Genomic DNA, 20,383 nt, shown 5'->3' on the forward strand with positions numbered 1-20,383 from the left:
CAGGAATGTGCGGATTTTGTGGCCCTTGGAAGAGCGCTGCTCTGCGATCCTGAATGGGTAATAAAAATAAAACAGGGAAGGGAGATCGTATCCTGCAGAAACTGCCGGAAATGTCTTTGGAGCACGGATTATCATAAATGTCCGGGATGGAGGGAATATCATGGATAAAAATACAGTGAAAACGTTCAGGTTCGGCGTTCTGACATCGAAGGGACATGCTGAAGTACATGAAATGAAGCTGCCGAAACTGGGAGAACATCAGATACTGATCAAACAGCTGGCCTGCAATATTTGTACTGCTGATTACGGACAGTGGCTGGGGCTGAGAGAACACCAGGGCTATCCTATGGCGGGCGGACATGAGGGGGCGGGAGTGATCCTGGAAACCGGAGCCAAGGTAGTGGAGCTGCTGCCGGGGGATTTTGTAGCCATCTCCAATAACTACTGCGGGGAATGTGAACACTGCAGAAAAGGGGAAGAAAGCCAGTGCGTGATTCGGAGCTCCTATGACCTTCATGAGGGCGGGTATAAAGGAAGAATGGGATTTGCTGAATATCAGGTAAGAAATGCTACGGCAGCAGTGAAAATGAATCCGGAATTAAGTCCGGGGGAGGCGGCTTTTTTAGAGCCTCTGGCAACCGTAGCAAAGGGAATAGGAAAGCTCAGAGTAAGCCCTCAGGATACGGTGGCAGTCATCGGGGCAGGGACTATGGGACTTTTAAATGCTCAGGCAGTCAGGGCGTGCGGTGCCAGAGTGATCGTCACTGAAATGATGGAAAAGAAGATCAAAACTGCTAAAGTCATGGGATTTGAGGTGATCGATGCCGGCGCCGCAGACCCGGTGGAGAGAGTGAAGCAGATGACAGGAGGCCGGGGCGCAGATGCTGTCATTGTGGCCGCCGGAGCTACAAAAGCCAATGAACAGGCGGCGGCCATGCTCAAACATTTTGACGGCCGGATGCTGATGTTTGCAGCCGCTTATCCGGCCCCTGAGCTGGGGATTAGTTCTAATGACATACATTACCGAAGGATGGAGATTCTGGGTACATATTTGGGCGATACAAAGGATTTTCTGGAAGCGGCCAGACTGCTCAATCAGAGAGTGGTGGATGTCAGGCCTCTGATCGAGGCCAGTTATCCGCTGGAAGATATTCAGAAAGCCTTCGAGGAGGCCGCAAGACCCGGGAATTACAGGGTCAGTGTCATGCTCCATGAGTCAGGCAGAGAGGAGGGGCCATGCTCAAAGTAGGACAGGAGGGATTTTTTTATAAATATGTAACGGAGCAGGATGTGGAAATATTTGCAGAAGTATCAGGAGACAAAAACCCTCTGCATCTGGATGAAGAGTATGCCAAAGGCACCAGGTTTCATGGGCGGATTGCTCATGGGATGATCGGAGCCGGTTTTATCTCTGCGGCCATCGCCGGTGTCCTGCCGGGGCCGGGAACCGTGTACCTGAGTCAGATGCTGAATTTTGAAAGGCCAGTGAGGATCGGAGACCGGGTGACTGCCAGGATCAAAGTCCTGAAAATCGAGAGGAAGAAATCATTTGAGCTTGCAACACTGGAAACAACCTGTGTCAACCAGGACAATGAAGTTGTCATCAGCGGAACAGCGCAGGTAATTCCTGCGGGGGAATAGGAAGGAGAATCTATGCAGTTATTGAGACTGGTGCCCACGGTATTTTATTTTGACACTGTAAAACAGTTTCAGGAAGAATTTAAGATCGGCCACAGTGATCTGGTGGTGACAAACAGGTATCTGTATGAGCCGCTTCTGGAACCGCTGGGTGTGAACGCTAATTATATTTTTCAGGAGGAATTCGGAGACGGAGAGCCATCCGACGAGATGATCGACCAGATAAAAGAGAAGACGTCGAAGTATTATTATAACAGGATCTTTGCACTGGGAGGGGGAACGATACTGGATATCAGCAAAATACTGGCATTGGATATGGCGGACGGCAGCACACCGCTGTTTGACGGCGAAAAGGAGCCTGTAAAAAAGAAACAGCTGATCGCAGTGCCCACAACCTGCGGTACAGGAAGCGAGGTCACGAATGTAGCCATCGCCGAAATAAAATCCAGACATACGAAAAAAGGCCTGGCAGCAGATGCCTGCTATGCGGACTGTGCGGTCCTGATACCGGAAACTCTAGAAAGACTGCCCTATAAGGTGTTTCTTACCAGCTCAATCGACGCTTTTATCCATGCAGTGGAATCCTTTCTGTCGCCGAAAGCATCTCCGGCTACGGAGCTGTTCTCCGGGAAAGCCATAGAAATGATTCTGTCCGGTTACCATGATATGGCGGAGTCTGGAAGAGAGGCAAGAAAAAATAATTTGAAAAGCTATATACTGGCCTCCAACTATGCTGGCATTGCGTTCGGGAACGCGGGATGTGCCGCTGTCCACGCACTGTCTTACTCGATTGGAGGTGCATTCCATGTACCTCACGGAGAAGCCAATTACCAGTTTTTTATGGATGTGATGGAGCTATATGAATTAAAGAAACCGGGAGGAAAGATCAGAAAGCTGAGACAGACCATCGCGGATGTGTTTGGATGGGAGGCGGACTCGGCATTTCTAAGACTCCGGGAGCTTTTGTCAAACTTTATGGAGACCAGGCCGCTGAAAGACTATGGCATGACAGAAGTACAAATCGAAGAATTTACAGAGAGCACGGTACAGAATCAGCAGAGACTCTTAAAGAATAACTATGTGGAACTGACAAAAGAGGAGATCAGAGAGATATTTAAGAGGAGATATGATGAGAGATAAGAAGGACAAGCCGTGGAAAGCGGAGTACAGGGAGAAGCTGGTCAGTGCGGATGAGGCGGTTTCTCATATCAGGTCAGGGCAGCGGATTGTTTTTTCTCATGCGGCAGGGGAATCTCTGGTCCTCTCGGATGCCCTTGTGAGAAACAGAGCCCTTTTTGAAAATGTGGAAATCGTCCATATGGTTGCCATGGGAGAAGCAAAATACTGTGAGCCCGGGATGGAGAAACATTTTCGCCATAACAGTTTTTTTCTGGGAGCTTCTACGAGGAAGGCCGCAAAAGAGGGCAGGGCGGATGTAACACCGGTTTATTTTTCAGAAGTCCCGGAGCTTTTTCGGACAACTCTCCCCGTAGATGCAGTGTTTCTAAACCTCTCGCCTCCGGATGAGCATGGTTACTGCAGTTTCGGGATATCTGTAGATTATTCTAAACCGGCGGCTATGGAGGCGGAATTGGTGATCGCACAGATCAATCCCTCTATGCCCAGAACGCTGGGTGACAGTTTTATTCATATAAGTGACATAGATTATATTGTGGAGGCAGATACTCCTCTGATCGAACTTCCGCCTGCAGGGATTTCAGAGGTCGAGAGGGCGATTGGGAAAAACTGTGCCTCCCTGATCGAAGACGGGGACACGCTGCAGCTTGGCATCGGAGCCATCCCGGATGCTGTCCTTGGGTTCCTGAAGGAGAAAAAAGATCTCGGAATTCATTCGGAAATGATCTCAGACGGCATTGTGGAACTTTATGAGGGCGGGGTGATCACAAACCGCAGAAAAAGTCTTCATGCCGGAAAAAGCATCGTTACCTTTCTTATGGGCACGAGAAGGCTGTATGACTTCGCGGACAACAACCCGGCAGTGGAGCTTCATCCGGTGGATTATGTAAATGATCCGTATGTCATTGCACAGAATGAACGTCTGGTATCTGTCAATTCCTGTGTTCAGGTGGATTTGATGGGACAGGTTGTTTCGGCTTCGGTGGGCAGGAGACAGATCAGCGGGGTGGGAGGCCAGGTTGACTTTGTGAGGGGCGCTAATATGAGCCGGGGAGGAAAGAGCATCATGGCGATGCCGTCTACGGCGGCAGAAGGCAGGATATCCAAGATTGTGCCGGTGATCGGCGAGGGAGCAGCGGTTACAACATCCAGATATGACGCTGACTATATTGTGACGGAATATGGGGCGGCTAGATTAAAAGGAGAGAGTTTAAGAAACCGGGCAAAGAAGCTGATCCGGATCGCGCATCCTGACTTTCGCCGGATGCTTGCGGAAGAATATGAGAAAAGATTCCGGGAAGCCTGGAGTGATGACGAATAAAGACAGCCTGTATCCTGATGTATTAAAAGGATACAGGCTGTTTTGACGAACAGTTCTCCTGATGGAAAGAAAAGCAGTTTAATATTCTGTAAAGTATTCCGCAAGCTGAATGATAAACTGACTGTTTGTAGGACGTTCCAGTGTGCATGTCTGAGTTATGCTCCAGAATAATTCTTTGTTTCCCTTGCTCCATACAGTGTCGATGGCATGGCGGATCGTCCTCTCTACACTGGTGGACGTAGTGTGATTCTGCTCTGCAATATGCGGATACAGACGTTTTGTGATGCCGTCAAAAACCGAAGGATCCCGCACTCCTATTTCAATTGCCTGTCTCAGGTAGAGGTAGCCTTTCAGATTCGGGGTGATGCCCAGCTGTTTTAAAAGCTTGCTGATCTTTCCGGAGAGGTCCAGGTGTTGGGTTCCGGAAACTGTCTGATTTAACAGCTGATTAATGTGAATCACGTGAGATGTGGTGTCAGATATAGGTGCCCTATCCTTTGAATGGATGACCGAAATTTGTAAAATTGTATCATCTGACAGTACCAATTGAAGATTTTCGTTTTGCATGATATACTCCCCTCATAAAGATAATGTTGATTCCTTAGATTATGTAATCATGTTCATTATAGAGAATAATGAGGAATATTGTCAACTTGTGGAGCAATGGATTTATTCCATATTTGGAAGGTTAAGCGGATGAATTATAAAAAACTGAAGGAAATTATGCAGTCAAAAAATTTTACTGTGGAAGACCTGTCTAAAGCCAGCAGGATTCCGATCGGAACTTTATCAAAAATTGTATGCGGTATCACACCTAATCCCAGATATAATACGATGGAAGAAGTGGCGTCCTCCTTAAATTGTTCTCTGGATGAGTTTTCCGGCAGGGAGCCGATGGTGTCATACAGTTACGAGGATTATATTCAGAAGTTCAAGCGGCTGCCGGCGCATCAAAAAGAATATATCAAATATGTAATCAATTTGGAATATGACAGAATGGTTTCTCTGACATCGTCAGGTAAAAAATCTATGAAGTGTTTTGAATTTACCAGCGTGGAGGATGGACTGGCCGACTATGGGAGTCAGAAAGTACATGATGTATGGGTGGAACAGAATCCGCTTACAAGGGAATGTACATTTTTCGTATGGGTGCGTACAAGCAATCTGGAACCGAAGTTTTGCAGAAATTCAGTTCTGGGTTTTCAATACCTGGATGGACGTCTGCCGAAGCACGGAGAGATATGGATGTTTCTTCGGTCCGGATATTTATACATAGGACGTTATTTTAAGAGACACGGCGTCCAGTTTCTGAGATCATTAAACGGCACCATTGATGATGAATTGATTACCAATTCTCTGGAATATAAGAGAGTCGGAAGATACATTGGAACAATCGATATTCCTGATTTGACATCCACCGTTTAAAAGCTGTAAATCTGTCAATACTCTGGATATGATGTTAGAAAGGGTGTGGCAGAGTATATGAAGCTGGAAGAAAAAGCAATTCTTCGTTTTTTGGACAGATTTGATGAGACTCCGTTTCTTGTCAGAATCAGAGAAGAAGAGTATACAATCGGACATGGAAATCCCAGATTTTCTATTATTTTCAAAAAAGAACCGGATCTGAAAGAGATGATCACAAGTACATCGCTGGCACTGGGAGAGGCCTATATGCGGGGCGATTTAGAGATCGACGGGGATCTGTATCAGGCCCTGTACTATTTTCTCGGTCAGATGGGAAACTTTTCTGTGGATACCAGAGTATTAAGGAAACTCATGTTTCCGTCTCTGGGGAGAAGAAAGCAGAAAGAAGACGTCTCATCGCATTATGATTTGGGAAACGACTTTTACAGTCTCTGGCTGGATGAGACTTTAAACTATTCCTGCGGGTATTTTGAGAATGAGCAGGATACGCTTTTTGATGCACAGAAAAAGAAGACACAGAGGATACTGAAAAAGCTTTATCTGAAGGAAGGTATGGAGCTTTTAGACATTGGATGCGGCTGGGGATATCTTCTCATAGAGGCCGCAAAGAAATATAAAATCAGGGGCACAGGGATTACACTGAGCAGAGAACAACAGCAGGGATTTGAAAAAAGGATCAGGGAAGAAGGACTTGAGGATTACCTGCATGCTGAACTGATGGATTATCGTGATCTTGCTGGGTACGGGAAAAAGTTTGACCGGGTTGTCAGCGTGGGTATGCTGGAACATGTGGGCCGGGATCATTATGAATTGTTTTTCCAGTGTATCAAAAGGGCGATGAAGCCGGGAGGGGTATTTCTCCTGCATTTTATCAGTGCACTGGAAGAACATCCGGGAGATCCATGGATGAAGAAATATATTTTCCCGGGAGGTGTGATACCGAGTCTGCGGGAGATCACCAGTCTGAGCGCCAAGTATCGCTTTTATTTACTTGACGCAGAAAGCCTGAGGAGGCATTATAATAAAACGCTGCTGTGCTGGGATAAGAATTTTAATGAGCACAGAAGAGAGATCGAAGAACGGTTCGGAGAGACATTTGCCAGGATGTGGGATTTGTATCTTTGTGCCTGTGCGTCAACCTTTCAGAATGGTATTATTGATCTGCATCAGCTTTTATTTACCAATGGGATAAATAATGAACTGCCGATGACAAGATGGTATTGAAAAAATAAAAATCAAAGAGGGTATTTCATAAGCCACAGCGCAGCTTTGAAATACCCTCTTTTTAATATCCGATTACATTTATGATCTTCTGGTTAATCCGTCCCAGTTCATCGCTGACCTGATAATTTTCAGTGTCAAACAGGTATTGATGTACCCGGACAGCATTTTCTTTCAGAGTGGTTGGGAAGCCATACCATACTCCGAGATATTTGTATTCCTTCTGATCAAACGGGAATCCTTTCTGACCCTTAATGTCATACCGGAAGATCGATAAGAGCATAGAGAACAGTTCTTTCTGGTCCATATTGGTTTTGATCTGTGGGAGAATCTTATCCATGGCACCCATCAGGCCAAATGGATTTTTTTTGCCTTTGGCAAAGATCTTCTGAAGAACTTCACGCTGCCGTCCGGCACGGGCAAGATCTCCTCCTGCGGTATAGCGGATTCTTGAATATGCAACGGCCTGGTTCCCATCCAGTGTATGCAATCCGCCGGTTTTTATTTTGGGAGAGTCGCCTCCGTTTAAACGGTTCATGTCACCGATATAGCTGTTCAGATTTTTTAATATCGAGGAATCGACTTTTACTTCTATTCCGCCGATGGCATCTACGATGTCCGCAAGAATTTTGAAGTTTACGGTCGCATACTGGGTGATATTCAAATCCAGGTTTCGATTGATGGTACTGACAGCGAGTTCGGGACCTCCCATGGAATACGCCGCATTGATCTTAGTGTAGTGGCCGTTGACGCTCACATAAGTATCACGGTAGATAGACAGCATCTTGATTTCTTTTGTCTGATTATTGATGCTGACAACGATAATGGAATCAGAACGGTTGCCCCGGTCCGACATACTTCCAGTCTGAGAATCAATGCCGAACAAGGCAATATTGGTGTAATCTTTCATATTGGCATCCTCATGGACCGTGACCAGCTTGCTCTGATTCATTGGTGTGGAGTTGATCTTGCCCAGTTTCGTGTAGGAAACCCCGAGGATCACGCCAATCAGAACAACGATCAGGAAAAGTAAGATAAAGATCCAGCGGATAGGGGAATGCCGTCGTTTGTCTGCTTTTACGCTCATAAAAACCTCCTAGTAAGCGTTCTTGTTAATAAATCCTTTGAAAACGGTCAGAAACAGGATTTTAAAATCCAATGATAAGGTCCAGTTTTCAATATAATAGAGATCATGCTCAATTCTGCCGCGGATGGATGTGTCACCGCGGAAACCGTTGACCTGGGCCCAGCCTGTGATGCCCGGACGGACCTGATGCTTGATCATATAGCGGGGGATCTCTTCCTTAAACTTTTCTACAAACAGCGGACGCTCCGGCCGGGGTCCCACAAGACTCATATCTCCCCGCAGAACATTATAAAACTGGGGAAGCTCGTCCAGACTGGTATGACGGATAAACTTTCCGAACGGGGTCACCCGCGGGTCGTTTGGCCTTGTCCACTGAGTTGCTTCTTTTTTCGGGTCCTGAACCCCCATGGAACGGAACTTGTACATCTTAAATGGTTTGTTGCCAAGCCCGACTCTTTCCTGTGCAAAGAAGACCGGTCCCGGTGAACTGCGTTTTACCAGCAGTGCGATAATCAGCATCGGAACAGCCAGGATGATCAGGGCGCAGGCAGATCCGATGATGTCGATGGTCCTCTTGGCAATACGGTTTACAACGTTTGTCAGAGGCACATTGCGGATATTGATGACGGGAAGACCGTCCAGATCCTCGGTGTATGGGTTTGTGGAAATAAAGTTATAATAGTCAGGTACAAACTTTGTATGAACACCGGATTTTTCACAGATGGCCACCAGTTTTTCCAGTTTCTCATATTCATCCAGATTCAGCGTGATTGCAACTTCGTCCAGAGGAGTCTGGCTTAAATAGTCTTCCAGTTCATTTAACAAGCCGATTTTTTTGATCCCTCTGTATTCAAAGTTGTCGCTGATGGTATCATCAAAAATACCGTGGATATAGAGGCCCCAGTGGGGATTGGCTTTGATGCGGTCAATGTAGGCGGCGGCAGAGGTACTGAAGCCGACCAGGACTACATGTTTTAAATTTCGTCCGCTTTCCCGTGTGCTGTTCAGCACTTTTCTGATTGTGAAGCGGGAAAGAACTCCAATGATAAAATTAACAGAGAAAAATAAAAGCAGGAGGCTTCGGGGGAAGTTCTGCAGTTTTGTCAGGACAATGGCAACAGACCCGATGCCCAGACCGGCAAGATTTGCTTTCAACAGGTTTACAATTTCACGGCTTCCGCGCTGATATCTTTTTGGGGTATACAGGCCGAAAAAAGTATATAATAAAAGAAGGATAATGATTGTAATAATAACCGTCTTCTGATAGTATGAAAATCCCAATTCGTACTTTCCCACAAAGAAAAATAACTTAGAGATCCACGAATCCTTTCCCCATTCGAAGCGGATCTTATGTGACAGAAAAGCCGATAAATAAATACAGACCGCATCAATAAAAATATGCAGGCGGTTTAAATAGGCTTGGTTTTGCTTAATCATTTGTTTTCTCCTCTTTACGATAATATTACACTGTACTTATTATAAGTGAAAAAGGGCAAAGGCACAATGGAATTATTTCTTATGTTTTTCTTAGTTTTATAACATTTAAAACACATTTTTTACACATTTATTTTGTACTATTTAAGCAGGTTAAATACGAAAGGAGATACAGGTTATGTACGAAGATATGAATTATAATAATACAGAATATACACAGCCGGATCAAAATCAAAATAAAGGAAACAAAAATAGAACAGGCAGGAAGATCGCAAAGCTGGCGGCTGCCGCAGTGGCTTTCGGTCTGATCGCAGGAGTCACCATGCAGGGAGTCCAGTATGGGTTTTCTGCAATGGGCATAGGCAACGGAGGGACACAGCTGGCAACGACCAATACAACAAAAACTTCGGCAAAGGGAACGGCATCAGGAAAAGAAGATTTATCTACAGTGGCATCTAACGTCATGCCGTCCATCGTTTCTATCACAAGCAAGTATGTGACCAGTTCCGGAAACTTTTTCGGGCAGCAGCAGGACAATGAGAGCGAGGGAGCAGGTTCCGGCATTATCGTCGGTAAGAAAGACGGGTACCTGCTGGTTGTCACAAATAACCACGTTATCGCCGATGCACAGTCGATATCCGTCGGATTCACAGACGGTACCAGCGCATCCGGTACGATCAAGGGAACAGACAATGACGCGGACCTGGCAGTTGTCGCGGTAAAGGTAAAGGATATTAAAGCTGCCACATTAAAAAAGATCAAGATCATAACACTCGGAAATTCTGATGACCTGAAAGTGGGAGAGCAGGCGATCGCCATAGGAAATGCACTCGGATACGGACAGTCAGTCACCGGCGGGTATATCAGCGCGCTGAACAGAGAAGTGCAGCTGACGGATAAAACCATGACGCTTCTTCAGACAGATGCTGCGATTAATCCAGGGAACAGCGGAGGAGCTCTTCTCAACAGCAAAGGGGAGCTGATCGGAATCAATACGGTAAAATATTCTTCCGAAGACGTAGAGGGAATGGGATATGCAATTCCGATTAATACGGCGAAACCAATCATCGATCAGCTGATCAAGCAGAAAACTGTAGATAAATCCGAGCAGGCTTACCTTGGAATATCAGGTCAGACCATATCAAGCGATATGGCAGCGCAGATGGATATGCCGCAGGGAGCGCTGGTGCGTCAGGTTGTCCGGAATTCACCGGCGCAGAAGGCGGGTATCAGTGCCGGCGATGTAATCATCAGCTTTGACGGGGCCACGGTTTCTACGATGGAGGGCCTGAAGAGCAAGATTGAAAGCAAAAAAGCCGGAGATACAGTAAAAGTTGCTGTAAAGCGGCAGAATCAAATGGGGACTTACGAGAAGAAAACATTCAGTGTCAAACTGGAAAAAAGGACGGATGACGGAGCTTCAGGCAGTACGCAGAATAACTAAACGGAAACGGTTGAATTCTCAAAGCATACAAGTTACAATGAAGACGGGCGGCAGGCAGCCGTCCGTTTTTAACGTAACAGAAAAGAGGATTCATATGATTTCAATTGAGATAGAACACATAAAATCTTTTATGGCCGGCTTTCTGACGGGGGACGTGTGTGACCAGTTTATGCTGTGCGAAGGCAGGCTGTCCATGGGGACCATGTATGAATTTGACGGAAAAATGCTGAAAGATTTTTATGATACAGATGAATGGGAAATACTGAAAGAGTATCCGTATATACCGTGGAAAATGGAGAAGCAGAGAATATTTTCCCTTATAAAGGGGAAAAAGACTCCCTTGTCTTTTCAGTTTGTGCTTATGCTGAATCCGAAACGAATGGAAGCCTTTCTTTTGAAATATAATATATCTGACAGGCCGCAGCAGATCGGAGGATTATTTTTAAATATTTATTTCGACAGAAAATACCTGAAGTGTACGACAGGAGTGTCAAGAAACACATTTGTTCCGGATAAAACCCTGGAGACAGCCTGGGATGAAGAGATGACATTATTTTTGAAAGGCAGATAGGAGGAGCAGGCCTATGAAGTTATTAAAAGAGATTTGCCGGGGAATACTGATCGGGGTTGCCAATATCATTCCCGGGGTCAGCGGAGGGACTCTGGCGGTTTCCATGGGAGTTTACGACAAGATCATCTATGCACTCACACATATACGCAAAGAGTTTAAACAGAGCCTTAAAATACTGGTTCCAGTGGGCATTGGAGCGGTGATTGGACTGATAGGGCTTTCCTTTGTCATTAAATGGCTGTTTGAGTATTATCCGATTCAGACAAACTTTCTGTTTATCGGTCTGATTATCGGAGGACTGCCTGCCATATTTAAGAGAATGGAAGGAGAGAGAAAGGGCCTTTCCCATGGGATTGCATTTCTTTTGATGTTTGCTCTGGTTGTACTCCTGCCTCTTTTAGGCAGCAGCACGGCATCGGAAGTGATCCTGACTGCCGATCCCCTGATGATGGGGAAAATGTTTTTGATCGGGATTATTGCGGCGGCTACAATGGTCGTACCGGGAGTCAGCGGCTCGATGATACTTTTGATTCTGGGATTTTATCAGCCGATTCTCCGTGAAATCACACAGTTTATGGTCAATCTGGCGACTTTGAATCTGTCCGGACTCACTCACGGTATTCTGCTTCTGACTCCGATGGCTGTTGGGATCATAGCGGGAGTGGTGATCATCGCCAAGATCATAGAATATTTGTTTGAACATTTTGAGGCTATTACGTTTGCGGGAATCGGCGGACTGATTCTTGGTTCCCCGATTGCAATTCTTTATGAGGCAAATTTTGATCATTTTAATCTGTTCTCAGGAGTGACGGGACTGGCTGCACTGGCCGTGGGCTGCGTCTGCGCCTATTATCTGGGTGAAGATTAAAGGGTTTTCATTTATAGAAATATATGATATGATATGTAGTAATGAATACTATATCGGAAAGTTTTAAAAGGAGACGCCATATGAGTTTTAATATTGTCTGTGACAGCTGCACGGATTTGACGAAAGAAGATTTTGAGAAGGGATGCTATACCTGGATACCTCTGACACTGCTGATCGGAGATGAAGAGATCGTCGATGACGATACGTTTGACCAGCATTCTTTCCTGGAAAAAGTGGCAAACAGCAAAGGAGCCTGCAAGTCAGCCTGTCCGGCGCCGGAAGCTTATATGGAAGCATATAAAAAGGCAGATGATATTTATGTGGTGACTTTATCCGCGGAGCTGAGCGGATCCTATAACAGTGCCGAACTTGGAAAAAAACTGTATGAGGAGGAGCTGGGAGAAAAGAATATTCATGTATTTAATTCCAGAGGAGCGTCCAGTACGCAGCTTCTCATAGCAAGAAAGATTTATGAATATGCTTCCCAGGGCATGTCCTTTGAGCAGGTGGTAGAGAAGGTAGAGGATTACATCAGAGGGCAGAGAACTTTTTTTGTTCTGGAGACATTGGATGTGCTTCAGAGAAATGGAAGGCTGTCAAAGGTGAATGCAGTTCTTGCGACGGCTCTTAATATAAAGCCGGTTATGGAAGGGACCAAAGAAGGGATCATACAGAAGCTGGCACAGGCCAGGGGTACAAAGAAGGCATTGGCCAAAATGGCGGAATGCATTGTAAAAGAAGGACAGGATCTGACGGAACGGATTTTGGCCATTGCACACTGCAACTGCTATGAAAGAGCAGTGTATCTTAAGAAACTGCTCGAAGACAAACTGGAAGTGAAAGAGATCGTCATAGTTGATACCAAGGGAGTCAGCAGCCTGTATGCATGTGACGGCGGTGTAGTTGTTGCATATTAGTTCATAGTGAATACAAAAGGAAACGGTTTTGGACCGTTTCCTTTTTTTCGGATTGATACAGAGAAAGGCTTATTGTTCTAAAGTGTAAAATCCTTTGAAATCAGCGACTGGATTTCATTGATGAGAAGACTGGTGTGATATCCATCGGCTGCGGCATGAGAAATTGTGACCGTAAACGGCATTAGACAGCGGCCGTTTTTAATCTGGTATTTTCCATAAGTGATAATCGGAAAGAGATTTGGGCTGCCCTCTGCAGTCGTGGTGCTGTATCCGGTAAAAGACAGCCAGGGCACACAGGAAATACAGAAGAAATTAGGGGGCTGTCCGGGCCTGGCTTTGATTCCTTTGTTATTTCCGTATACAGACAAATCCTCTGTCATCTGCCGGTAAAAAGAGGAAAAGTCTTCAGTGTAATTTGTCCACGAGTCTGAAAAGGTGTGATCATCATCGTGAAAAATAGTGTAGGAGGGATGGACGATATCCCAATATCCGGGCTGTCCGTCTTCGGAAATACCCATCCGGAATTCTTTCATATGATTGATCACGGTTGAGACACAGTAGACAAAACTGGGATAAAATCTGAGACCTTTGTTCTTGGTCAGTTTTAAAAATTCGGTTACATCTAATTCTGCAGTCAGGCTGTAACCACATTTTATTGTTTGGGTAAAATATTCAAAATGTTCTCGCCGCTCCCAAGTCTCGGGGCTGATTTGTTTAAACATGAGGCACCTCCATTTTCTAACTTTTGTATTTTATTATAAAGGAAAAGAAGGAATGTGTAAAAACAGATTGTTAAAAAAATATACAAGTTTTTTGCTGGCGTATGAAATATTTTGCACGAAAATATGAGGGTTCAGCAGTATGCAGAATCAAAATACTATGAATAAGATGTGTAAAAATCCCGGATTTATGCGATTTTTCGTTATTTAATTAACGGTGTTTTTAGACGAAAACTATTGTATGACAAATGGAAATTGTATATAATTAGATACAATATTTATGAAAGAAAGGGTGATGGAATGAGTCGTTTAGAAATTGTAACACCGGGCCGTGCACAGATTGTGATGGAGGGTCTGTATAAAGATTTGGAGAGAAGGATCGAGTCCAGTCCGCCGGGGATCTGTCCGGTCGATATGTCAAGGGCATTTCTTGAGTTATGTCATGCGCAGACATGCGGCAAATGTGTGCCCTGCAGGATTGGTCTTGGCCAGCTTAAAAATCTGATCAATGATGTCCTGGATGGAAAGGCAACTATAGAGACATTGGGACTGATCAGGGATACGGCGCAGTCAATCATGGATTCAGCAGACTGTGCGATCGGCTATGAGGCTGCCAATATGGTATATAAAGGAGTGATCGGTTTCAGAGATGATTATCTTGAACATATCATGTACAACCGTTGCCTGATGTCGTTAAAACTTCCGGTGCCCTGTGTGTCTTTATGTCCGGCGAGAGTCGATATTCCGGGTTATATTGCCCTGGTCAGGGAAGAAAGGTACGCGGATGCCGTCCGCCTGATACGCAAAGACAATCCCCTTCCGACAACCTGCGGTTTTATATGCGAGCATCCGTGCGAAGCTAAGTGCCGCAGAAATATGATCGATGATTCGGTAAATATTCGGGGATTAAAACGGGTAGCCGCAGATTTTGCCGGCAAAGTTCCTCCTCCGCCATGCGGTGAAGAGACTGGAAAAAAGGTAGCCATTGTAGGCGGCGGACCGGGAGGGCTGAGTGCTGCCTATTATCTTAGACTGATGGGACACGATGTTACAATTTATGAGATGCTGCCGAAGCTGGGCGGCATGTTAAGATACGGCATTCCAAATTACCGGCTTCCAAAGGAACGGCTGGATGAAGATATCGAGGCTATCCTGGCCACCGGCGTCAAGGTGCAGTATGGCACTGTCATTGGAAAGAATTGTTCTGTAAGTGAATTGAGGGAACAGCACGATGCTGTCCTGATATCCATCGGCGCCAGCACCGATAAAAAGCTTGGACTCGAAGGAGAAGACGCAAAAGGTGTCATTTCCGCAGTCCAGTTTTTAAGAGATGTAGGCCATGGACGGTGTGAGTGCCTGGAGGGACGGGAAGTGGCAGTGATCGGCGGAGGCAATGTCTCCATGGATGCGGTGCGGACAGCAGTCCGTCTCGGCGCAAAAAAAGTAAGTATTGTCTACCGGCGGCGAGTTGCCGATATGACGGCTCTGGAGGAAGAGATTCAGGGAGCCGTGGCAGAAGGGGTTGAGGTGAAGACCCTGATGGCTCCGTCGAAGATCGAGGTTTCAGAAGACGGAAATGTAAAAGGGATCTGGGTAACGCCCCAGATGATCAGCAGGATACAAAACGGCAGAGCTAGTGTGAAGCCCACCGGTGAGGAAGATGTCTTTATCCCATGCGGGACACTTGTAGTGGCGATCGGACAGGATATTTTGTATGAGCATTTTGAGGAGAACGGAGTACCTGTTCAGAGAGGCAAGATCAAGACTGAAAAATACGGAGGGTTTGACGATATTCCGGGAGTGTTTGCAGGGGGAGACTGTGCAACGGGGCCAGCCACGGTTATTTCTGCCATCGCTGCTGGAAAAGTCATTGCTGCAAATATTGATGAATATCTCGGCTTTCATCATGAAATCACCTGTGATGTGGAGATTCCGGAGCCGCGTCTTAACGACCGTCCTCCGTGCGGCCGGGTGAATATGACAGAGAGAGAGGCCGGAGAACGTGTACAAGATTTTGAAGGAGTAGAAAACTGTATGTCAAAAGCTGAGGCTTATCAGGAGTCCGGGCGGTGCCTGCGCTGTGACCACTTTGGATTCGGAGTATTTAAAGGAGGGAGGGATACGAAATGGTAACACTGACGATTGACCAAATGAAAGTAACGGTGCCTGAGGGCACGACAATTATGGAGGCGGCAGCTTCCATTCATATCGATATCCCAAAGCTCTGTTATTTAAAAGGCATTAATGAAATCAGTGCCTGCCGCGTCTGCGTTGTGGAGATGGAAGGCAAAGACAAACTGATCACATCCTGCAATAATGTAGTGGAAGAGGGCATGGTCATCTATACGAACAGTCCCAAGGTGCGGTTAAACCGGAGAAAAACGGTTTCGATGCTTTTGTCACAGCATGACGGGCAGTGCATCACCTGCAGCAGGAGCATGAACTGCAGCCTTCAGAAGATCGCAAATGATTTTAACATACTGGAGAACCCATTTAAAAAAGAATTCGTACATAAAGAATGGGATAAGACATTTCCTTTGATCAGGGATGCGAACAAGTGTATCAAATGTATGCGCTGCGTTCAGATCTGTGATAAGGTACAGGGGCTGAATGTATGGGATGTATCCGGCACCGGGGCAAGGACAACGGTGGATGTATCCAGGAACCGGGATATCCGGGTCGCGGACTGTTCTCTCTGCGGACAGTGCATCACACACTGCCCGGTCGGGGCGCTGAGGGAGAGGGACGACACTTCTATGCTGTTCAGCGCCCTGGAAGATGAAAACAAGATCGTGGTTGCTCAGATCGCACCGGCAGTCAGGGCTGCCTGGGCGGAGCAGCTTGGCCTTTCCAGAGAGGAAGCACCGGTTGAGAAGATTGTGACGGCATTTCGGAGAATGGGAATAGACTATGTATTCGATACGACATTTTCTGCCGATCTTACGATCATGGAAGAGGGAAGCGAGTTTGTCAAACGTCTGCAGGATGGGGATTTAGAAGAGTATCCTATGTTTACTTCATGCTGTCCCGGCTGGGTAAGATTTATAAAGACTCAGTTCCCGGACATGATTGGAAGGCTTTCCACAGCCAAGTCTCCGCAGCAGATGTTCGGAGCGGTCATGAAGACTTATTTTGCAAAGAAACTTGGAGTAGATCCGGAACGAATCTTTACGCTGTCCATTATGCCGTGTCTGGCTAAGAAAGCGGAAAGGGAGATGGATTTATTTTATGAAGAATATGCAGGCCATGATATTGACTGCGTACTGACCACAAGAGAACTGGACCGAATGCTCCGCGCAGAACATTTAAATCTTCAGTTTTTGGAGAAAGGAGAATTTGATTCTCCGTTTGAAACAGGCACAGGTGCAGGCGTTATTTTTGGGGCAACCGGCGGTGTTATGGAAGCGGCTTTGAGGTCGGCTTATTTTCTTGTGACCGGGGAGAATCCGGATGCGGATGCTTTTCGTGAGATCCGTGGAGTCAAACGCCAGGGATGGACAGAAGCCGAGTTTGATGTGGCGGGAAATGTCATCCGTGTCGCCGTAGTAAGCGGTCTTGGCAACACAAGGAATCTGATGGAAGCCATACGCAGAAAAGAAGTGAAGTATGAGTTCGTCGAGGTTATGGCCTGTCCGGGAGGCTGCGCCGGAGGCGGAGGCCAGCCGATCCATGACGGGCAGGAACTGGCAGAAGAGAGAGGATCAAGCCTCTACTTCCTGGACCGGGATACAGAGATCCGTTTTTCACATGACAATCCGGATATACAAAACCTCTATGAGGAGTTCTTTGAGAAACCACTGTCTCACAGGGCACACCAGCTGCTGCATACGGAACACCAGGTCTGAATCTATCAATCTCTTTGACATGGTTTTCTTTTTTCGCTATAATAGTAACAATTTATGGAGAATGTAAGAAAAGGAGAACCAGTATGAGCAAGATAGAGATGACGACACCATTGGTTGAGATGGATGGGGACGAAATGACAAGAATTCTTTGGAAAATGATCAAAGACGACCTTTTGTTCCCTTTTATCAACCTGAAGACGGAATATTATGACCTTGGTCTGGAGCACAGAAATGCCACGGATGATCAGGTGACCTTTGATGCGGCAGAAGCAACCAAAAAATATGGTGTTGCTGTCAAATGTGCTACGATTACTCCGAATGCCGCAAGAATGGACGAGTATGACTTAAAAGAGATGTGGAAAAGCCCGAACGGTACGATCCGTGCTATTTTGGACGGAACAGTTTTCAGAACTCCGATCACCGTCAAAGGAATTGAACCGACAGTCCGCACATGGAAAAAGCCGATTACCATTGCAAGACATGCTTACGGTGATGTCTACAAAGGCGTCGAGATCAAAGTACCTGGAGCGGGAAAAGCAGAATTGGTATACACGGCAGAAGACGGAACTCAGATAAAAGAGCTCATTCATGATTTTGACGGAGCAGGAATCCTTCAGGGCATGCATAACACAGAGGGTTCCATCCGGAGTTTTGCGAAGAGCTGTTTTACATACGCATTGGATACAAAACAGGATCTCTGGTTTGCCACAAAGGATACCATCTCAAAGAAATATGATCATACCTTCAAGGATATTTTCCAGGAGATTTATGATGCAGAATATAAAGAAAAGTTTGAGACAGCAGGCATCGAGTATTTTTATACATTAATCGATGATGCGGTTGCCCGTGTCATGAAGTCAGAGGGAGGCTATATCTGGGCCTGTAAAAATTATGACGGGGATGTGATGAGTGATATGGTATCTTCCGCATTCGGATCTCTCGCCATGATGACTTCTGTTTTAGTATCGCCGGATGGATATTATGAGTATGAAGCGGCGCACGGAACAGTACAGCGTCATTACTACAAGCACCTGAAAGGGGAAGAGACATCCACCAACTCTGTTGCAACCATTTTTGCATGGACAGGAGCTTTGAGAAAGCGCGGCGAATTAGATTCCAATGAAGAGCTGGTTAAATTCGCAGACAGGCTTGAGAGGGCGACGATTGATACGATAGAAGAGGGTACGATGACAAAAGATCTTGCATTGATTACTACGCTTAAGAACGTCAAAGTTGCAAACAGCGGGGAGTTTATTAAAGCAATCGCTGAGAAATTATAACAAACAATTATAAAATATTACCTCCTGTTTAACCGATACTTATTCAGCAGGTTTTCCTCTAATGCGAGGAGATATTTACGATAAAGAAGGGGATCCTGATAGCCACATGGCCAGGATCTTTTTTTATTACTTAGGAAATCATTTGACTACGTCAAATCGCATCTGGTATGCAAAGTGTTCATACTAAAATGGAAAAAATTGTTGATTTCATATTGGCAACATGGTATAATCGATAGCATAATTACTCTAAAATCTACTTACCAAGTGACTGCAAAAGATAAATTTTGAATAACGAAAGGGGGAGTTTATGGTGTTATCGAATGAAGATTTTCAGCAGCTTGCGGGATTGTTTGATATAAAGCTGAGTCCGATCACCCGGCAGCTGGGGGCCATAGAAGGCAGACTCGAAACAGTGGAGAGTCGGTTGGATACAGTGGAGAACAGATTGGATACGGTAGAGACGCATCTGGTAGAAATAGATGAAAGGTTTAACACGGTAGAAACGCATCTGGTAGAAATGGATGAAAGATTCAATGCAGTAGAAGAGCATTTGGGCGAACAGGATGAAAGATTTAACACAATAGAGAAGCATTTAGGCGAAGTAGATGAGAAGTTTCATATTTTTGACAGGCAGATGGATACGATGCAGAATCAGATTACTTTGCTTATACGAAAGACAGACAAGATAGAAAAAGACCTGTCCGGAACAAAAGATATAGTATCAAAAATCGGAAATACACTGGATAATGAAGTACTGCCAAAACTGGGAGCATTACACGATGGATATCTGCAAAACAAAGACATCACATTTCGCTTGGCCACAAATATAGAGACAGAATCTTTGGAGAATATAAATACTTAAAAAAAATAGCAGAAGATCATTCTGAACGAATTAACAAATTAGAAAACAAATGCTTTGGTTAAGATAAGAATGTAATAATAGTAAATTTATGGTTGAAAAACAAAGGGAAATGTATTATAATGTAAATTAAGGATGAGGAGTCGTTCTCACCATATCTTGTACGAATATATCATTCATCTCTTCTCAATTATAAACTACTACTTCATTACGCGGCATCAGATGTACGAATCTCATTTCAACTGAATCTAAATAGAATTCTGATACTTCCAATCCTTGAAGTGAGAATGATTTCCATCCTTATACTGATGCACATGAAGAAAAAAACACTTGACATTATTTGACACCCTGGAATATAATAATAAAAAATTGAGAAATCCTTTGAGCAAAAGTAAGTAGCTTGGCAAACGGTTTTACAGAGAGCTGCCGGTTGGTGGAAGACAGCAGATACGAGTCATGCGAATGGGTTTGTGAGGAGCGCAGAGAACGCATATTGTCAGTAACTGTCGACGTGATCCCACGTTACGGGAACGGAGTATAAAAGTTTAGGCGGAGTACTCTTAGAGGAGAGTCTGTAATTTCAGAAGGACTCTTAAATTTGGGTGGCACCACGGTCT

General features: G+C 45.3%; 18 protein-coding genes and 1 other annotated feature (1 of these 19 only partly in view). Of the genes, 14 read left to right on the top strand and 4 right to left on the bottom strand.

Going from position 1 to position 20,383, the window contains the following annotated elements:
* Positions 1 to 160: 160 nt before the first annotated feature.
* The 4 genes from QVP35_RS09410 to QVP35_RS09425 are packed head-to-tail and all read left to right on the top strand — an operon-like array spanning position 161 to position 4,096.
* On the top strand, positions 161 to 1,249 hold the full coding sequence (locus QVP35_RS09410) for a zinc-dependent alcohol dehydrogenase (protein ID WP_009290663.1): 1,089 nt from the start codon (positions 161 to 163) through the stop codon (positions 1,247 to 1,249).
* Complete coding sequence (locus tag QVP35_RS09415) at positions 1,237 to 1,641, top strand: MaoC family dehydratase (protein WP_009290664.1); 405 nt, start codon at positions 1,237 to 1,239, stop codon at positions 1,639 to 1,641. Before QVP35_RS09410 ends, QVP35_RS09415 begins: the two co-directional genes overlap by 13 nt.
* Before the next feature lie 12 nt (positions 1,642 to 1,653).
* Entirely contained in the window at positions 1,654 to 2,778 is a 1,125-nt protein-coding gene (locus QVP35_RS09420) for a 4-hydroxybutyrate dehydrogenase (RefSeq protein WP_022261086.1), read from the top strand.
* On the top strand, positions 2,768 to 4,096 hold the full coding sequence (locus QVP35_RS09425; RefSeq protein ID WP_022261087.1) for an acetyl-CoA hydrolase/transferase family protein: 1,329 nt from the start codon (positions 2,768 to 2,770) through the stop codon (positions 4,094 to 4,096). Before QVP35_RS09420 ends, QVP35_RS09425 begins: the two co-directional genes overlap by 11 nt.
* Positions 4,097 to 4,174: 78 nt before the next feature.
* Here the strand turns inward: QVP35_RS09425 and QVP35_RS09430 are convergent, their stop codons facing one another.
* Positions 4,175 to 4,663, bottom strand: coding sequence for a sporulation initiation factor Spo0A C-terminal domain-containing protein (locus QVP35_RS09430; RefSeq protein ID WP_006565675.1), 489 nt, complete (start codon positions 4,661 to 4,663; stop codon positions 4,175 to 4,177).
* Positions 4,664 to 4,792: 129 nt separating this feature from the next.
* On the opposite strand from QVP35_RS09430, the gene QVP35_RS09435 reads away from it, so the two are divergent.
* Positions 4,793 to 5,521 carry a helix-turn-helix domain-containing protein gene (locus QVP35_RS09435; RefSeq protein ID WP_009290668.1) on the top strand — a complete coding sequence of 243 codons (729 nt, stop codon included), beginning with the start codon at positions 4,793 to 4,795 and terminating at the stop codon, positions 5,519 to 5,521.
* A gap of 57 nt (positions 5,522 to 5,578) precedes the next feature.
* A complete protein-coding gene (locus QVP35_RS09440) occupies positions 5,579 to 6,745 on the top strand; it encodes an SAM-dependent methyltransferase (RefSeq protein ID WP_006565673.1) in 1,167 nt (388 codons plus the stop codon).
* 61 nt (positions 6,746 to 6,806) lie between these two features.
* On the opposite strand, the gene QVP35_RS09445 is transcribed toward QVP35_RS09440, so the two are convergent.
* Both QVP35_RS09445 and QVP35_RS09450 read right to left on the bottom strand, forming a co-directional pair.
* Positions 6,807 to 7,829 carry an LCP family protein gene (locus QVP35_RS09445; protein ID WP_022261088.1) on the bottom strand — a complete coding sequence of 341 codons (1,023 nt, stop codon included), beginning with the start codon at positions 7,827 to 7,829 and terminating at the stop codon, positions 6,807 to 6,809.
* A 9-nt stretch (positions 7,830 to 7,838) separates the two neighbouring features.
* Positions 7,839 to 9,266: an undecaprenyl-phosphate glucose phosphotransferase gene (locus QVP35_RS09450; RefSeq protein WP_006565671.1), complete on the bottom strand. Its 1,428-nt coding sequence runs from the start codon at positions 9,264 to 9,266 to the stop codon at positions 7,839 to 7,841.
* Between the two features lie 175 nt (positions 9,267 to 9,441).
* Between QVP35_RS09450 and QVP35_RS09455 the strand changes: the two genes are divergently transcribed.
* The 4 genes from QVP35_RS09455 to QVP35_RS09470 all read left to right on the top strand — a co-directional run bounded on the left by QVP35_RS09455 (position 9,442) and on the right by QVP35_RS09470 (position 13,063).
* Positions 9,442 to 10,707 carry a S1C family serine protease gene (locus QVP35_RS09455; protein WP_009290674.1) on the top strand — a complete coding sequence of 422 codons (1,266 nt, stop codon included), beginning with the start codon at positions 9,442 to 9,444 and terminating at the stop codon, positions 10,705 to 10,707.
* Between the two features lie 94 nt (positions 10,708 to 10,801).
* On the top strand, positions 10,802 to 11,278 hold the full coding sequence (locus QVP35_RS09460; protein ID WP_009290675.1) for a DUF5721 family protein: 477 nt from the start codon (positions 10,802 to 10,804) through the stop codon (positions 11,276 to 11,278).
* Between the two features lie 13 nt (positions 11,279 to 11,291).
* Entirely contained in the window at positions 11,292 to 12,146 is an 855-nt protein-coding gene (locus tag QVP35_RS09465; protein ID WP_006565668.1) for a DUF368 domain-containing protein, read from the top strand.
* A gap of 80 nt (positions 12,147 to 12,226) precedes the next feature.
* Positions 12,227 to 13,063 (top strand): DegV family protein, encoded by an 837-nt coding sequence (locus tag QVP35_RS09470; RefSeq protein ID WP_009290676.1) that lies wholly within the window; start codon positions 12,227 to 12,229, stop codon positions 13,061 to 13,063.
* 77 nt (positions 13,064 to 13,140) lie between these two features.
* Here QVP35_RS09470 and QVP35_RS09475 read toward each other — a convergent pair whose 3' ends face one another.
* Complete coding sequence (locus QVP35_RS09475) at positions 13,141 to 13,785, bottom strand: chloramphenicol acetyltransferase (RefSeq protein WP_009290677.1); 645 nt, start codon at positions 13,783 to 13,785, stop codon at positions 13,141 to 13,143.
* 297 nt (positions 13,786 to 14,082) lie between these two features.
* Between QVP35_RS09475 and QVP35_RS09480 the strand changes: the two genes are divergently transcribed.
* The 4 genes from QVP35_RS09480 to QVP35_RS09495 all read left to right on the top strand — a co-directional run bounded on the left by QVP35_RS09480 (position 14,083) and on the right by QVP35_RS09495 (position 19,769).
* Positions 14,083 to 15,915: an NAD(P)-binding protein gene (locus tag QVP35_RS09480; RefSeq protein ID WP_009290678.1), complete on the top strand. Its 1,833-nt coding sequence runs from the start codon at positions 14,083 to 14,085 to the stop codon at positions 15,913 to 15,915.
* Complete coding sequence (locus QVP35_RS09485; RefSeq protein ID WP_009290679.1) at positions 15,909 to 17,627, top strand: [FeFe] hydrogenase, group A; 1,719 nt, start codon at positions 15,909 to 15,911, stop codon at positions 17,625 to 17,627. Before QVP35_RS09480 ends, QVP35_RS09485 begins: the two co-directional genes overlap by 7 nt.
* A gap of 83 nt (positions 17,628 to 17,710) precedes the next feature.
* Positions 17,711 to 18,907 carry an NADP-dependent isocitrate dehydrogenase gene (locus QVP35_RS09490; protein WP_009290680.1) on the top strand — a complete coding sequence of 399 codons (1,197 nt, stop codon included), beginning with the start codon at positions 17,711 to 17,713 and terminating at the stop codon, positions 18,905 to 18,907.
* 307 nt (positions 18,908 to 19,214) lie between these two features.
* Positions 19,215 to 19,769, top strand: coding sequence for a hypothetical protein (locus tag QVP35_RS09495; protein WP_022261089.1), 555 nt, complete (start codon positions 19,215 to 19,217; stop codon positions 19,767 to 19,769).
* Positions 19,770 to 20,138: 369 nt separating this feature from the next.
* Positions 20,139 to 20,383 (top strand) — a binding site (T-box leader); it runs 12 nt beyond the window's last position.

The sequence above is a fragment of the Anaerostipes sp. CAG:276 genome (genome assembly GCF_000432215.1).
In the GTDB taxonomy this organism is placed as follows: Bacteria; Bacillota; Clostridia; order Lachnospirales; family Lachnospiraceae; genus Anaerostipes; species Anaerostipes caccae.

Bases quoted from the DNA above. Each gene is read 5' to 3' on its own strand.
- QVP35_RS09410 (WP_009290663.1), top strand. From the start codon at position 161: ATGGATAAAAATACAGTGAAAACGTTCAGGTTCGGCGTTCTGACATCG.
- QVP35_RS09415 (WP_009290664.1), top strand. From the start codon at position 1,237: ATGCTCAAAGTAGGACAGGAGGGATTTTTTTATAAATATGTAACGGAG.
- QVP35_RS09420 (WP_022261086.1), top strand. From the start codon at position 1,654: ATGCAGTTATTGAGACTGGTGCCCACGGTATTTTATTTTGACACTGTA.
- QVP35_RS09425 (WP_022261087.1), top strand. From the start codon at position 2,768: ATGAGAGATAAGAAGGACAAGCCGTGGAAAGCGGAGTACAGGGAGAAG.
- QVP35_RS09430 (WP_006565675.1), bottom strand. From the start codon at position 4,663: ATGCAAAACGAAAATCTTCAATTGGTACTGTCAGATGATACAATTTTA.
- QVP35_RS09435 (WP_009290668.1), top strand. From the start codon at position 4,793: ATGAATTATAAAAAACTGAAGGAAATTATGCAGTCAAAAAATTTTACT.
- QVP35_RS09440 (WP_006565673.1), top strand. From the start codon at position 5,579: ATGAAGCTGGAAGAAAAAGCAATTCTTCGTTTTTTGGACAGATTTGAT.
- QVP35_RS09445 (WP_022261088.1), bottom strand. From the start codon at position 7,829: ATGAGCGTAAAAGCAGACAAACGACGGCATTCCCCTATCCGCTGGATC.
- QVP35_RS09450 (WP_006565671.1), bottom strand. From the start codon at position 9,266: ATGATTAAGCAAAACCAAGCCTATTTAAACCGCCTGCATATTTTTATT.
- QVP35_RS09455 (WP_009290674.1), top strand. From the start codon at position 9,442: ATGTACGAAGATATGAATTATAATAATACAGAATATACACAGCCGGAT.
- QVP35_RS09460 (WP_009290675.1), top strand. From the start codon at position 10,802: ATGATTTCAATTGAGATAGAACACATAAAATCTTTTATGGCCGGCTTT.
- QVP35_RS09465 (WP_006565668.1), top strand. From the start codon at position 11,292: ATGAAGTTATTAAAAGAGATTTGCCGGGGAATACTGATCGGGGTTGCC.
- QVP35_RS09470 (WP_009290676.1), top strand. From the start codon at position 12,227: ATGAGTTTTAATATTGTCTGTGACAGCTGCACGGATTTGACGAAAGAA.
- QVP35_RS09475 (WP_009290677.1), bottom strand. From the start codon at position 13,785: ATGTTTAAACAAATCAGCCCCGAGACTTGGGAGCGGCGAGAACATTTT.
- QVP35_RS09480 (WP_009290678.1), top strand. From the start codon at position 14,083: ATGAGTCGTTTAGAAATTGTAACACCGGGCCGTGCACAGATTGTGATG.
- QVP35_RS09485 (WP_009290679.1), top strand. From the start codon at position 15,909: ATGGTAACACTGACGATTGACCAAATGAAAGTAACGGTGCCTGAGGGC.
- QVP35_RS09490 (WP_009290680.1), top strand. From the start codon at position 17,711: ATGAGCAAGATAGAGATGACGACACCATTGGTTGAGATGGATGGGGAC.
- QVP35_RS09495 (WP_022261089.1), top strand. From the start codon at position 19,215: ATGGTGTTATCGAATGAAGATTTTCAGCAGCTTGCGGGATTGTTTGAT.